The sequence below is a fragment of the Alteromonas sp. KUL17 genome, assembly GCF_006538305.1.
Classification (GTDB): domain Bacteria; phylum Pseudomonadota; class Gammaproteobacteria; order Enterobacterales; family Alteromonadaceae; genus Alteromonas; species Alteromonas macleodii.
Map to the genome: position 1 here is coordinate 128613 of NZ_BJKJ01000011.1, position 13621 is coordinate 142233.

Annotated in this window: 11 protein-coding genes and 1 pseudogene; 5 read left to right on the plus strand and 7 right to left on the minus strand. The window is 44.9% G+C overall.

All coding sequences use genetic code 11. The annotated features are described in order from the left end of the window. Positions 1–98 precede the first annotated feature (98 nt). The 3 genes from KUL49_RS11705 to KUL49_RS11715 all read right to left on the minus strand — a co-directional run bounded on the left by KUL49_RS11705 (position 99) and on the right by KUL49_RS11715 (position 2187). Positions 99–914, minus strand: a complete 816-nt coding sequence (locus KUL49_RS11705) for a choice-of-anchor H family protein (RefSeq protein WP_131137386.1) — start codon at positions 912–914, stop codon at positions 99–101. 116 nt (positions 915–1030) lie between these two features. Further along, complete coding sequence (gene rraB / locus KUL49_RS11710) at positions 1031–1429, minus strand: ribonuclease E inhibitor RraB (protein WP_014950594.1); 399 nt, start codon at positions 1427–1429, stop codon at positions 1031–1033. Positions 1430–1461: 32 nt separating this feature from the next. After that, a complete protein-coding gene (locus tag KUL49_RS11715; protein ID WP_131137387.1) occupies positions 1462–2187 on the minus strand; it encodes a 1-acylglycerol-3-phosphate O-acyltransferase in 726 nt (241 codons plus the stop codon). Between the two features lie 205 nt (positions 2188–2392). Here KUL49_RS11715 and KUL49_RS11720 point away from each other — a divergent pair, with 205 nt between their 5' ends. Continuing rightward, the gene (locus KUL49_RS11720; RefSeq protein WP_014950592.1) at positions 2393–3532 is read left to right on the plus strand and encodes an HD-GYP domain-containing protein; all 1140 of its coding nucleotides are present in this window, start codon (positions 2393–2395) and stop codon (positions 3530–3532) included. A 62-nt stretch (positions 3533–3594) separates the two neighbouring features. Here KUL49_RS11720 and glnG read toward each other — a convergent pair whose 3' ends face one another. The 4 genes from glnG to glnA form a co-directional block, all read right to left on the minus strand. Next, positions 3595–5004 carry a nitrogen regulation protein NR(I) gene (gene glnG / locus KUL49_RS11725; RefSeq protein WP_131137388.1) on the minus strand — a complete coding sequence of 470 codons (1410 nt, stop codon included), beginning with the start codon at positions 5002–5004 and terminating at the stop codon, positions 3595–3597. Next, the gene (gene glnL, locus KUL49_RS11730) at positions 4994–6079 is read right to left on the minus strand and encodes a nitrogen regulation protein NR(II) (protein WP_014950590.1); all 1086 of its coding nucleotides are present in this window, start codon (positions 6077–6079) and stop codon (positions 4994–4996) included. Before glnL ends, glnG begins: the two co-directional genes overlap by 11 nt. Before the next feature lie 130 nt (positions 6080–6209). Further along, positions 6210–6836: a hypothetical protein gene (locus tag KUL49_RS11735; RefSeq protein WP_014950589.1), complete on the minus strand. Its 627-nt coding sequence runs from the start codon at positions 6834–6836 to the stop codon at positions 6210–6212. A 239-nt stretch (positions 6837–7075) separates the two neighbouring features. Further along, positions 7076–8485: a glutamate--ammonia ligase gene (gene glnA, locus KUL49_RS11740; protein WP_131137389.1), complete on the minus strand. Its 1410-nt coding sequence runs from the start codon at positions 8483–8485 to the stop codon at positions 7076–7078. A 456-nt stretch (positions 8486–8941) separates the two neighbouring features. On the opposite strand from glnA, the gene typA reads away from it, so the two are divergent. From typA to KUL49_RS11760, 4 genes and pseudogenes are all read left to right on the plus strand, one after another. Further along, positions 8942–10774, plus strand: a complete 1833-nt coding sequence (gene typA / locus KUL49_RS11745) for a translational GTPase TypA (protein WP_014950587.1) — start codon at positions 8942–8944, stop codon at positions 10772–10774. Between the two features lie 360 nt (positions 10775–11134). Then, on the plus strand, positions 11135–11512 hold the full coding sequence (locus tag KUL49_RS11750) for a response regulator (protein ID WP_014950586.1): 378 nt from the start codon (positions 11135–11137) through the stop codon (positions 11510–11512). A gap of 263 nt (positions 11513–11775) precedes the next feature. Then, a complete protein-coding gene (locus KUL49_RS11755; RefSeq protein WP_014950585.1) occupies positions 11776–12951 on the plus strand; it encodes a MalY/PatB family protein in 1176 nt (391 codons plus the stop codon). A gap of 127 nt (positions 12952–13078) precedes the next feature. Beyond that, positions 13079–13621 (plus strand): annotated as a pseudogene (locus KUL49_RS11760) (transposase); the annotation flags it as partial.

Sequence of the window (13621 nt, forward strand, 5' to 3'; positions counted from 1 at the left end):
GGAAAAGAAGGTTTATATTATATAATAGACTTTAGTATAAAAAATAGCCAAAAGCTGCAGGTGCATGCAGCTTTTAGCTGATTAACTTTCCAAGATAGTTAGCAGTGTCGGCGTCTAACAGTTCGTCTAACAAGTACAATGCCACCTAATAGACACAGTGGGAGTAAAGACCATGCTCCGCCATGCTCTTCTACTATGACTACCGTATCTTCAACCACATATTCATTATTTTCACTTTCAAGGGGAAGATAGGCGAGTGCACTGTCATCATAGGCATCGGTATACGCCACAAGCATTTCGGTATCTGCATCATAAAGCTCTAATAGAATGTCGTACTCACCCGGCGGATAGCCAGAAACTAATGTGCTTTCAATGGTAAAGGTATCTGTTGAGTCTTCTGAGTAAATGTAAAACTCAGACGACACGTGAATAGACTCGTACACGTCGTTTTTGCCCAAATACAAGACCGCGTATACTGGCGCGCGAGTGAAAATGGTGTCGGCGTCAAACTCAATCGAAAACGTAGAGTGATAACCATCGTAATCAATGTCTTGCTCGAGAGTTACCCAACTTTCATAAATCCAAAACTCATTAATACTGCTGACTACGATATCGCTAGAGGACTTACTCACGGCTAAATGCTGTTGATGTTTACCCGCCTTGGGAAGGGACTGTTGATCAGTCTCAACGTCATCAACAGATTGAGTGATTGTTTCTTCGCTTGTCAATGCACCTGAGGTTTTAGGCAGCAGCGATTCAGCGGCAACAAATGGTTTGTCGTAACGGTATTCGTTAGAGGTAACGCTTTTGTTTTGTGCGCTATTTTCGGTACTGGCATGCACAGGTGACATAAGCGCAAGCTGTAATGTTGCAATAGCAGAATATGTAGTAAGTGAGAAAAGTAGCTTTTTCATCTGTCCATCCTTTTCCAATCGATAATGACAGTGTCATTGTTGACGGAAAAAGATGAACAAAAGCTGAAGGGTAACTTAACGCCTTCTCAGTTAAAACGGTGAGGGTGCCTTAGAGATCAGTCGTCGAAGTAGTGATCTTCTTCTTCGTATTCACCTTCTTCACGCGGCTCGAAGTAAGTACCCCAACCGTCGTAGGTTACATCATGCTTGTCGGCAATTTTAAGCAAGGTGTCAGAGTCCGCATTAAGCTTTTCAATATCTAGCTTTCGCTCTGCAACTGCGTCGAAGCAGAAAATGGTTTCGCCATCATCAAGAATAAGCTCTTCTGCGTCGGTGACTTCAAAACCAGCTTTAAACGCATCAACAGCTGCCTTTTCTAGCACGTCGAAGTCAGTGCTGGCGAAGTGGTGCTCAATGGTATAGTCGGCATCGGCTTGGCTGCCGTCTTCTAGAAGGGCATCAATAGTTTCTTGGTTAAACTCGTACCACTCTTCTCTTTCATCGAACTGGGTCATAATAAACACTCGTTAGCAATTTTGACGCAAGTTTACCTGCTTTTTTCCAGTTCATCGACCTGTGTATTAAGCGCATCAAACTTTTGTTTCATTTCATCGTTAAAATGCACCATCCACTCTTTAATTGTCTTGTCTTCGCTCAAAGCCTGAGGGGCAGCTATATCAATAAGCACAATGCCGTTATTCCAACGGTTCCATTTTACTTTATTGTGCAAATTGCTGGCGGTTACCATAACAACCGGTTCGTTGGTGGCCTTAGCTAAGCGAAATGCACCTTGCTTAAAAGGTAATATGCCTCTGCCATAGCTTCGTGTACCTTCTGGGAATAGCCATACCGACGTTTTCTTTTTCGCAATGCGTTTTGCAGCAATGTCGAGTGTATTACGGGCTTTACCGGAATTCTTTCTATCAATCATGATATTGCCTGACAACCAATAGATTTGGCCGAAAATAGGGATCCACTTTAAGCTCTTTTTGCCAATGGTTACCACGCCAGGCAGTGCAGCTTTACAGATAGTGATAACGTCGAAACTGTTTTGATGATTGGCGATGTAAACGTAGGGCTCGTTTATTTTAACCGCAGGATCTTTCTTTATAATAATTTTGAGACCTACGACCTTAGCCATAAGTGAATACATACTACCCGCAATATGCACGTTATCTTTGTGAAAAGGTCGTGCGATACAAACAATTAGCAGAACAATGTTAATGAGTAAAAAAGCGATAAAAAGTGCCGGAATGCGGAATAAAGCGATCAAAACAACTCCTAGATACAATTGACGCGCGCAGTATAGATGAAGTTTCAGCGTACACTTGTCCGATGAGTTTTTACAGTGCGGAAGGTATAGTTGAGCAATAAGTTGGAAAAGTGGCTATGTTTCTCACCTTTAGTATGAGGAAATTTTGCCGATACCCAATTACAATAATAAAAAGCGCAATCGAACCTAACTCGGTAACCACTATATGCAGACATTTACTCCAGACGACCTAGAAGAAGATATTCTTGCTGACCTTATGGAGGAAATAAACGAACTCTATGAATCAAGTGAACAAACCTTGATTGAATTAGAGCTTCGTCCGGAAGACAACGAATTGCAGCGTGCTCTGTTTCGCTCAATCCACACCATTAAAGGTGATTTAGGCCTCGTTAACTTCTCTCCCATGATCCCGCTTTTGCAGCATGTAGAGGACTTGCTAGATTATTTGCGCAAAGGGCAGGTGGCGTACACAAGTACTATGAGTGACTTGGTATTGCTTACAATGGACAGAGTAAAAGCCTTCGTAGAGGCTGTAATGGCCAGTGGCAAAGCCGAATACGATGACAATCTTCACAATCAGCTGGTTTTAGCTATCGGTCGTGTGACGCCTGAAAATACTGCTGAGCATGAAAAACGCCTTACCGAAGCGGTCTTATTACTTAACCCAGCGTTAGATATTGTTGCGGATGAAGACGACCCACAAAACGTTCAGATAAAGCCCCCTACGTTAGCGGCTACAGGTATCCCTAAAGATATTAGTAGTGAAAAGAAGCAAGATATTCTATTTTTCCGCGACTTAATGCAAACCATTGAACGCCGCTCTAACTACTGGTCTGGTCGTGGTGATCGCATTGCCAAACTGGCTATGTATATTAACGACGTGGCCGAAAACCCTATAGACGAAGATCAGCTTGCCGTAGCCAGCTATGTACATGACTTCGGAATGGCCTTCATGCCATTGAAGCTTTTGCACAAAGGGGATGCGCTAAGCGATATCGAATTTAATCTTATGCGCTCTCATGTGTATAAAAGTGCCCGTTTGTTAGAGCACCTAGACCAATGGGATATGGCGCGCAAAATCGTGATGCAGCACCATGAACGCACTGATGGAACAGGTTATCCATTGGGGCTAAAAGAAGACGATATCTGTGAAGGTGCGAAGTTATTAGCCATTGTTGATACCTACGATGCAATGACACACCCAAGAGCGCACAATGAAGATAACGTACTTTCTAAAAAAGAGGCGGTGATAGAAATAAATCGAAGCGCCAAAGGCCAGTTTAGTATGAAGTGGGTAAGGCATTTCAATCAGGGAATGACGGCGCTACTGACGAAAGGACATTAGGTAGCAAGCCGCTTATAAGCTAGCAGCGAGTTCCCTGCTAGCTTTCGGCGTAGTCACTAGGGTTAGTTCACACCCAGTTCTTTTAACTTTCTTGTTAGGGTATTTCTCCCCCAACCCAAGCGTTTGGCTGCATCTTGTTTGTGGCCATGAGTGTGCTGAAGTGCTCGCTCAAGCATAATACGTTCAAACGTCAGCATCGCGTCGTTAAGAATATTGTGATGGCCGTCGCGAAGCTGTTTATCGGTCCAGCTTGCCAACAAATCTGGCCACTCACCCGATTCAGCGCTAGGTTTTTCAATACTGCTATCGCTGTGAATTTCCGGTGGCAGATCGCTGGGCAGCACTTCTTGACCACTCGCCATTACCGTTAACCAGCGACACACGTTTTCTAGCTGCCTTACGTTTCCAGGCCATGGTAGCTGAGACATTACGCGCTCAGCGTCTTTCGATATGCTTTTCGCTTCTACATCAAGTTCTTTGGCTGCTCGGCGCAAGAAGTGACGGGTTAGTAATGGAATATCTTCGCGGCGCTCGTTAAGTGAAGGAAGGTGCACTCGGATAACGTTTAAGCGGTGGAACAAATCTTCCCTAAACTTACCTTCAGCAACCCTTTGTTCTAAATTCTGGTGAGTTGCAGCGATGATGCGTACGTCCACACTCACTGATTGATGGCCACCGACACGATAAAACTGGCCGTCTGCAAGCACACGTAAAAGGCGGGTTTGTACATCTAACGGCATATCGCCTATTTCATCTAAGAACAATGTTCCGCCGTCGGCTTGTTCGAAGCGGCCTTGACGAGCTGCCTGGGCTCCGGTAAATGCGCCCTTCTCATGGCCAAATAGTTCTGATTCTACAAGGTCGGCAGGAATGGCGGCCATATTAAGGGCGATGAAAGGTTTACTTGCTCTTGGGCTGTGCCTATGAAGGGCGTGCGCCACAAGTTCTTTACCCGTTCCTGATTGCCCGTTAATTAGCACGCTAATTGAAGAGCGAGACAAACGACCTATGGCACGAAACACTTCCTGCATGGCAGGTGCTTCGCCAATTATTTCCGTTACTACGTCTTCAACTTGCGCTTTAGATACGGTGGATTGCTCTCTGGCATGTGCCAGCGCCCGCTGGGTTAAGGTTACTGCCTCGTCGATATCAAATGGCTTTGGCAAATATTCAAAGGCGCCTTTTTGATATGCGTTAACTGCGCTGTCTAAATCCGAATGCGCCGTCATAATGATAACGGGGAGCATAGCGTGCGAGGCATGCACTTCGTTCAGTAACGTCATGCCGTCCATTTGTGGCATTCTTATGTCTGAAATGATGACTTCAGGGGCTTGGCCGCTTTGAAGTTGAAGCAATAAATCTTCAGGGTTTTCAAAACTTAAGCAGCTGATATCTGCTGCTTGTAAGGCCTTTTGCAGCACCCAACGAATAGAACTGTCATCATCGACAATCCACACAGACTCATTCGTCATCGTCTGTCTCCTTACGATCTATTGGTATGTAAATTACGAACTCAGTGTGACCAGGGTAGCTATCTACATCTATTTTGCCGCCGTGGTGGTTTATAAGGGTCTGTGAAATAGACAAACCCAACCCAGAGCCATTTTGCTTGCTTGTGACCATGGGGTAGAAAAGTGTGTCTTTTACTTCAGCCGGAATACCCGGGCCGTTATCAATAATTTTTATTTTAGCTACCAGCGCGTGACGCTTCGTTTGAATTGTCATTTGGCGCTCTATTCGCGTAATTAACCTAATTTGTGGGTTGGGGGTTTGGCTCTCGGTTAATGCCTGAACGCTGTTGCGCACAATATTGAGCACCGCTTGCTGAATCATGTCAGGGTCTAACATAAGCGGTGGAATGCTGGGGTCATAGTCGCGAACTATGGTAATGGGATTGTCTGAGTCAAAGCGCATTAAGCTGCGTATTTTTTCAAGCGCTTGATGCACGTTGCTTTCTTCAAATCGAGGTAGTGAATTTGGTCCAAGCAATCGATCAACTAAGTTTCGCAGACGGTCAGACTGCTCAATGATCATGCTTGTAAATTCTTTATGCTCGTCAATCAGCTCTTTTTCTAATAGCTGTGCTGCACCGCGAATACCACCAAGAGGATTTTTGATTTCGTGTGCAAGGCCGCGAACCAACTCCCGTGCTGCGTAATGCTGCGCGTTTTGTAAAGTTTCTCGAGAAATTCGCTTTTGCTGGTCAATCTTTTTAACTTCAAATAGCAGTCGTGGGCCGTCTTCGAAGTGCAAGTTGGTAACGGTTAGGTCGGCAGATACATAGCGGTTATCTCGAAAAGCCAACTTAATTTCGTTTTCGGTGAAATCTTCACCTTTTCTGATGGCAGCTTTAAGTCGGGTGGTTTCTATTGTGCCCGGCAAGAAAAAATCTTGAAGTGGATGCCCAATAAGTTGTTTTAATCCAGTCTCAAACAAAGCTTCACCAGCGTGGTTGGCATAAACAATCGTAAGTTTGTTGTCTACCATTACCAGTGCGGTATTTAGGCTATTGATTAGCTGTTGTGTTTCTAACTCGGTGGAATGCATCCGAGCTCGTCTCCTTTGCACCATAATTGTGCATTGTAGCTTGCAATGATGCGTTGCGCGAATAAAGAGCTCAAGAAGAAATGTTCACTGAACCCCTATGGTGCGCATACATAACAGTGGTTGCACGCTATTAGTTATTAATTAACGCCGATGCCTGATGCAGGTAAAGGGTTTGTAATGGAGACGATGCAAGAGTCTTGCCCGTATTGTTCGTGAGTTCAACTTTATAAGTATGTGCCCCACGATGGATACCAGTAAGCTTAAAGACCCCTGAACTATTGCTAGCTAATGGGGCGTCGTCAAAGATTAATCGGTAGATTGGCGCTTTGGGTGCACCAGGTTGTGCGGCAGAAATAGTGAATTCACCCAAGTTATTGCGAATTGTCGCTTCTGGTGCAGGTGACTTAATGACTACGCGATAGTTGGGCTTGGGGGCAGCCGGCTTCGCAGGGGGAGGTGGGGTAACCTTTGCCGCGGTTACTACGTTTTGCGTTTTTACATCGAAAGCTAAGGGTTCTGCGTTTTGCTGCGGCTTGTCGGTGTAAGTCACAGAGCCGTCTTTACCTACCACCTTGTATATGGTCATTGGAGAGGTAGCTGCGGCTGATGTTGCATTGCTGCTTTGTCCGGTTTCGCTTTCTTGTGCTTCTTGCTGGGTACTTTCTTGGCTCAGCATTTCCGCTTGCACAGGCAGTAAGCCATTGCCGCTACTTAGTAATAGCGAAATTAAGCAAATGTGTCGCGTCATGTAGTGCACGTGTCGTTACCTAATCAATGTGGTTTTGGCTAGCTGGCTAATTCATATAGCTTGCTATGTTTGGCTTATGGATAACCTTTCTAGTTGTATGCAGATGCAAGCGGGCAAAGCCCTGTGCGCAGTTGATACAGCATGAAAGAGTATTCATTAGCATAGCTATAAAAACATAGTAGATAAATCGTACGCATAAAAAAAGCCCGCAGAGCGGGCTTTAGTATAAATTGCTATACAGTGCGAAATTACACGCTGTAGTACATGTCGAACTCAACAGGGTGAGTAGTCATGTTAAGTTTCGTTACTTCTTCAGACTTAAGATCGATGTATGCATCAATCATGTCGTCAGTCATAACGCCACCAGCTTTAAGGAAGTCACGGTCGTTATCAAGAGCTTCAAGTGCCATTTCTAGCGAGCTTGCAACTGTTGGAATTTCAGCAGCTTCTTCTGGCGGTAGGTCGTACAAGTCTTTATCCATTGAATCACCAGGGTGGATCTTGTTCTTAATACCGTCGATACCCGCCATAAGCATAGCAGTGAACGCTAGGTATGGGTTAGCTGTTGGGTCAGGAAAACGTACTTCAATACGACGTGCTTTATCGCTAGTTACGTGAGGAATACGAATAGATGCAGAACGGTTACGTGCAGAGTATGCAAGCATTACCGGTGCTTCGAATCCAGGAACTAGACGCTTGTATGAGTTAGTAGAAGCGTTAGCAAACGCGTTGATTGCGCGCGCGTGCTTGATGATACCACCAATGTAGTAAAGTGCTTCCTCAGAAAGACCTGCGTACTTGTCACCAGCAAAGATGTTTACGCCATCTTTAGAGATAGATTGGTGACAGTGCATACCAGAACCATTATCGCCAACAAGCGGCTTAGGCATAAAGGTAGCTGTTTGACCGTATGCGTGTGCAACGTTGTGAACAACATACTTGTAAACTTGAATTTCGTCAGCTTTCTTAACTAGCGTATTGAATTGGCAAGCAATTTCGTTTTGGCCAGCAGTTGCAACTTCGTGGTGGTGCGCTTCGATAACAAGGCCCATCTCTTCCATAACTAGACACATTGCAGCACGGATATCGTGAGCAGAGTCCACTGGTGGTACTGGGAAGTAACCGCCTTTAACGCCAGGGCGGTGTGCCATGTTGCCGCCTTCAAACTCTTCGCCAGAGTTCCACTTTGCTTCAGAAGAGTCAATCTTGTAGAAAGAACCCGCCATGTCAGTATGGAATTTAACGTCGTCGAATAGGAAGAACTCTGGCTCTGGACCAAAGAATACAGTGTCACCGATGCCAGTTGATTTTAGGAATTCTTCTGCGCGGCGAGCAACTGAACGTGGGTCACGCTCATAACCTTCCATTGTTGAAGGCTCAACGATGTCACAACGGATGTTTACTTGTGTCTCTTCTGCGAAAGGGTCAACAACACAGCTGTCAGCATCTGGAAGAAGAACCATGTCTGATTCGTTAATACCTTTCCAGCCAGCGATTGAAGAACCGTCGAACATTTTACCTTCTTCGAAAAACTCTTCATCAACTAGGCCCGCAGGGATAGATACGTGTTGTTCTTTACCTTTTGTATCGGTAAAACGTAAATCTACAAACTTCGCTTCACTTTCTTTAATCAGCTCTAATGCCTTTTCTACTGACATCGTGTCCTCCAGGTTTAATGTAAAAATGCGGAATGATCAGCTTCACTCCAACAGTGGCAAAAGTGAAAGCGATTATCATGCCATCTATATGTGTGCCGATTTCTGCGGCATAGACAGGCATTCATCACTTCCTTTTGAATTAAAATGCACCATGTTAGTGCAGTGATGCACCATCATGGTGTTTTATGCTCATTTGTACGTCAATGAGCCTAGTTTACTTTGTAACGGATGACCACCAATTATGATCAATTCGGTGCAATATAACTGGTTATTTGTTGAACAAGTGTTTGAAAAGCAATAAAACACCAATCCATCAAAAAAAGATGCGCAAACGTCGAGGTTTTTCTGTACAATCCGCGCAAATTTTTCTATCTGCATTTTTTTGCAACAAATCTAACGCATACTCCTTTCCACTGAATTGAAGTAGACGTTGATTTACACAGGCTCTATATAAGCATGAATACCACTGATATTAATAAATTGCGTAACATCGCAATCATCGCCCACGTTGACCACGGTAAAACCACCCTGGTAGACAAACTGTTACAGCAGTCTGGCACCCTTGAATCTCGAGGCGAGCAAGAAGAGCGCGTAATGGACTCGAACGACATCGAGAAAGAACGTGGCATTACCATCCTAGCTAAGAACACAGCGATTAACTGGAATGACTACCGTATCAACATCGTAGATACTCCAGGACACGCTGACTTCGGTGGTGAAGTAGAGCGTGTAATGTCGATGGCTGACTCTGTACTTCTACTTGTAGATGCGCAGGAAGGCCCAATGCCACAAACGCGTTTTGTTACGCAAAAGGCATTTGCTCAAGGTCTTAAGCCAATCGTTGTTATCAACAAAATCGACAAGCCTGGCGCACGTCCTGATTGGGTTATGGACCAAGTTTTCGACCTATTCGACAACCTAGGTGCAACTGACGAACAGCTAGATTTCCAAGTTGTTTACGCTTCAGCACTAAACGGTTGGGCATCACTAGATGCAGATACTAAAGAAGACGATATGACGGCATTGTTCCAAACTATCGTTGACCAGGTTTCTCCTCCTGATGCAGATATCGACGGCGCATTCCAAATGCAGATCTCTCAGCTTGACTACAACTCATACGTGGGTGTTATCGGCGTAGGTCGTGTTAAGCGTGGTTCTGTTAAGCCAAACCAACAAGTAACGGTTGTTACTGCTGATGGCAAAAAGCGCAACGGCAAAGTTGGCTTAGTTTACGGCTACCTTGGCCTTGCTCGTCACGAAGTTGAATCTGCTCACGCGGGCGACATCATTGCAATCACAGGTCTTGGCGAACTTAAGATCTCTGACACCATTTGTGACATCAACACTGTAGAAGCACTTCCTCCACTTACGGTTGACGAGCCTACAGTAACCATGACGTTCCAAGTAAACACCTCGCCGTTTGCAGGTAAAGAAGGTAAGTATGTAACGTCACGTAACATTCTAGAGCGCCTTAAAGACGAACTAGTACACAACGTTGCACTGCGCGTTGAAGAAATGCCTGATCCGGACAAGTTCCGCGTATCTGGTCGTGGTGAACTTCACCTAGGTATTCTTATCGAAAACATGCGTCGTGAAGGTTACGAGCTTGCAGTGTCTCGTCCAGAAGTAATTCTGAAAGAAGTTGACGGCGCAACGCAAGAACCATACGAAACCTTGACTATTGACTGTGAAGAACAGCACCAGGGTTCAATCATGGAACAGCTTGGTCTGCGTAAAGCAGAAATGACTGACATGTCTCCAGATGGTAAAGGTCGTGTTCGTATCGACTTTATCATTCCAAGCCGTGGCCTAATTGGTTTCCAAACAGAATTCATGACGTTAACGTCGGGTTCTGGTTTGCTATATCACACGTTCGATCACTATGGTCCGTACAAAGGCGGTATCATTGGTAAGCGTAAGAACGGTGTTCTAATCGCTAACGCAAACGGTAAAGCACTAACTAACGCCCTGTTTAACCTTCAAGAACGCGGTCGCCTATTCATCGGTCACGGTGTTGAAGTGTACGAAGGTATGGTTATCGGTATTCACAGCCGTGACAACGACCTTACTGTAAACGCCCTTAAAGGTAAGCAGCTTACTAACGTTCGTGCATCAGGAACTGATGAAGCGCAAACACTTGTTCCGCCTATCAGAATGTCACTTGAGCAAGCGCTTGAGTTCATCGATGACGACGAACTAGTAGAAGTAACGCCTGAATCTATCCGTATTCGTAAGAAGCTTCTTACAGAAAACGAGCGTAAGCGTGCATCACGTGCACCTAAGTCTTAATAGCTTCTAAGACTTACATTGATTTTGAAAATGCCAGCGTCAGCTGGCATTTTTTTCCATTTTGCCGATGAGTTTGGCCTGCAATGTTTCAACTCGTGTCTCAACTTACACACCGTCACTTCCTATCAAAAAAGCTGCTTTCTAGCATTATCACTAAAACGTTAGAAAAAGTTTAAATATCGACCAAAGGTTAGTGGTCAAAAGCGTTCAGAGATTCTATGCTTGGAAAATCAGTCCGCATAGATCAATACCCAGCGAGCATTAATCTATGCGGATTGGTACAATAGACTGATGCCTTAACACGTGAGCTAAGTCGCTGTAATATTTACGGCTAATGACCTAACAAAAAGGGGAAGGGTAGTGTTTTCTGTAGCAGTAGTTGAAGATGATCCTATCACGCTTGACCTTATTACTGACGCGTTGGAAACGCAGTTAGACGCCACCGTGTATCCATTTACACGTAGTAAATTTGCAAGGGATTTTTTGCTGCAACAAACCGCAGAATCTATCAGCTTGATCATCAGTGACCAAGTAATGCCGGATTATGATGGACTAAGTCTTCTAAAAACCTGTCAGTCTTCGGGTTTGGACGTTCCATTTTTACTCATTACTGCCGACCCTAACAAAGAGTTAGTGATAGAAGCGCGTAAACTTCAGGTTACCGGTTTTCTTGCTAAGCCACTCAATATGGAAGAGCTAGTTCAAAAATCGAGAGAGGCGGTGTCGCAGGCCAGCTAAGCCTGTAGGTTGTTTTTCATTTTATGTATCGCACGCTACAGGTGTGCATGCGAGCCAAAAATCTACTTCGTGGTTAACGATGACAACGTAAAACAGGTTAGGACAGCAAAGCGTAATTTACCTTTGGCTTTAACGTGTTAATTTATCTCTATTAAAGTACATTTCGATATAGAAAATTCGGGTTAATTCATCTCACGCCCCTAGTTTATGAGGCGCTAAAATTCTACACTGTTGGCATAAGTTTTTATGCAACAGGATGTAATGTGAGCGCCTTATTCGATAATACCCCTCCCAGAAAAGACACGTTTTCGTTTAAATGGCAAAAGTACAAAGGGAAAGACATCATTCCTGCGTGGGTTGCCGATACTGAGTTTCGTTGCGCGCAGCCAATTCTAGACGCCATTTCGGGTCAGGTTGAGCATGGCAACATGGGTTACATACTGCCTGCACATCACGAAGGCGCCATTCAGGCTGTAGTGAGATGGCTTAAAGATAAGCATAATTGGGAAATTCAACCCGAGTGGCTAGTGTGGACACCAGGCGTTGTGCCAGCGTTTAACGTAGCGTGTAAAGCCTATTGTGAACCCGGTGATAAAGTACTTATTCAAACACCTAATTATCCGCCTCTACTGGCTGCCCCAAAACTAAATGGTCTCGAACGGGTAGATATAGGCACGGTAGTGCAAAATGACGACGGCACGAGTTCTGAAACTATCTCGAGTGTTGAAGGTGCGCGCTATACGTTAGATTTTGAAGCATTAGAAAGAGAAGCGGCTGATCCTAAATGTAAGCTGTTTATTCTTTGTAACCCAATGAACCCGGTAGGTTCGGTGCTTACTAAAGCTGAATTAGATCGCATTGCTGAGATCTGTAACGCGAACAACGTTAAGCTATGTTCTGATGAAATCCACTGCGACCTTATTCTAGAAGAAGGCAAGCAGCACATACCGGCAGGCCGCGAGTCCAACCTTGCTGAAAATAGCGTTACGCTAATGGCTGCCAGTAAAACATTTAATATTGCTGGTTTGGGAACGTCTTTTGCCATCATCCCTAATCGCCAACTGCGTCAGGCATTTACCAACGCCGCAGCGGGCATCGTACCTTGGGTTACTGTATTGGGCTTAGCGGCTACAGAAGCAGCATTCACTCAATGTGATGAGTGGCATCAGCAGCAACTTACCTACTTGCGTGAAAACAGAGATATGGTGTTTAACACAGTAAACAGCATTGACGGGCTTAAAATGCTCAAAGCCGATGCGACGTTCCTAGCGTGGGTAGACGCCAGTGGACTAGGTGTAGAGAACGTCCAGCAGTGGGCCGAAGAGAAAGGCGTAGGCCCGTCACCAGGCATCGATTTTCACAAGGCGGATCATTTCAGAATTAACTTTGGCTGCAGCAAAGCGATGCTCCAGGATATTCTGCAACGCCTCGCCAGCTAAAAATTGGGGTCAGAGTCTGAGGTATCCCCACAAATAATATAACGATACCAGTGAGATAAAAAAATAGGAACATTCATGACGTTTGGTGATCAGATCAATCGCCAAAAATCACTGAGGCCAAACAGCCATGAATGCTCTATCTATTGTGAACAATGTCGTTACGCTTGTCAGCTACAATATGCATAAAACTCGTCTAAGTGCGGTCACGGCGTGCGTCAAAAGTCTGCTTAATGGAAGCGCTGCAACTGTAACCAGCATGGGTCGAGGAATTAATACTAAAGCCTTTGAAAAACATCGGATTAAACGCGCTGACCGCTTGCTCTCAAACCCGCATTTACTAAGTGAAACACCGCTTATCTATGCATCTATATGCCAACTATTTTGCGGCAACACAACACGCCCTGTTATCTCAATCGACTGGTCAGATTTAGACGACCGTAAAGCGCATTTTCTTTTACGCGCGGCAATATCCCTGAAAGGTCGGCCCGTCACACTTTATCAAGAAGTGCATTGCAACAAGACCAAAGAGAAACCCGCCACCCACAAAGCATTCTTAAAGACATTACACGCCATGTTACCTTCAAATTGCCGACCCATTATCGTTACCGATGCAGGGTATAAATCGCCATGGTTCAGAGAGGTACTAGCGCTAAGGTGGGACATTGTTGGG

What these genes read in the sequence shown, in the direction of transcription:
- KUL49_RS11705 (WP_131137386.1), bottom strand. Translation starts at nt 914, where the DNA reads ATGAAAAAGCTACTTTTCTCACTTACTACATATTCTGCTATTGCAACA.
- rraB (WP_014950594.1), bottom strand. Translation starts at nt 1,429, where the DNA reads ATGACCCAGTTCGATGAAAGAGAAGAGTGGTACGAGTTTAACCAAGAA.
- KUL49_RS11720 (WP_014950592.1), top strand. Translation starts at nt 2,393, where the DNA reads ATGCAGACATTTACTCCAGACGACCTAGAAGAAGATATTCTTGCTGAC.
- glnG (WP_131137388.1), bottom strand. Translation starts at nt 5,004, where the DNA reads ATGACGAATGAGTCTGTGTGGATTGTCGATGATGACAGTTCTATTCGT.
- glnL (WP_014950590.1), bottom strand. Translation starts at nt 6,079, where the DNA reads ATGCATTCCACCGAGTTAGAAACACAACAGCTAATCAATAGCCTAAAT.
- glnA (WP_131137389.1), bottom strand. Translation starts at nt 8,485, where the DNA reads ATGTCAGTAGAAAAGGCATTAGAGCTGATTAAAGAAAGTGAAGCGAAG.
- typA (WP_014950587.1), top strand. Translation starts at nt 8,942, where the DNA reads ATGAATACCACTGATATTAATAAATTGCGTAACATCGCAATCATCGCC.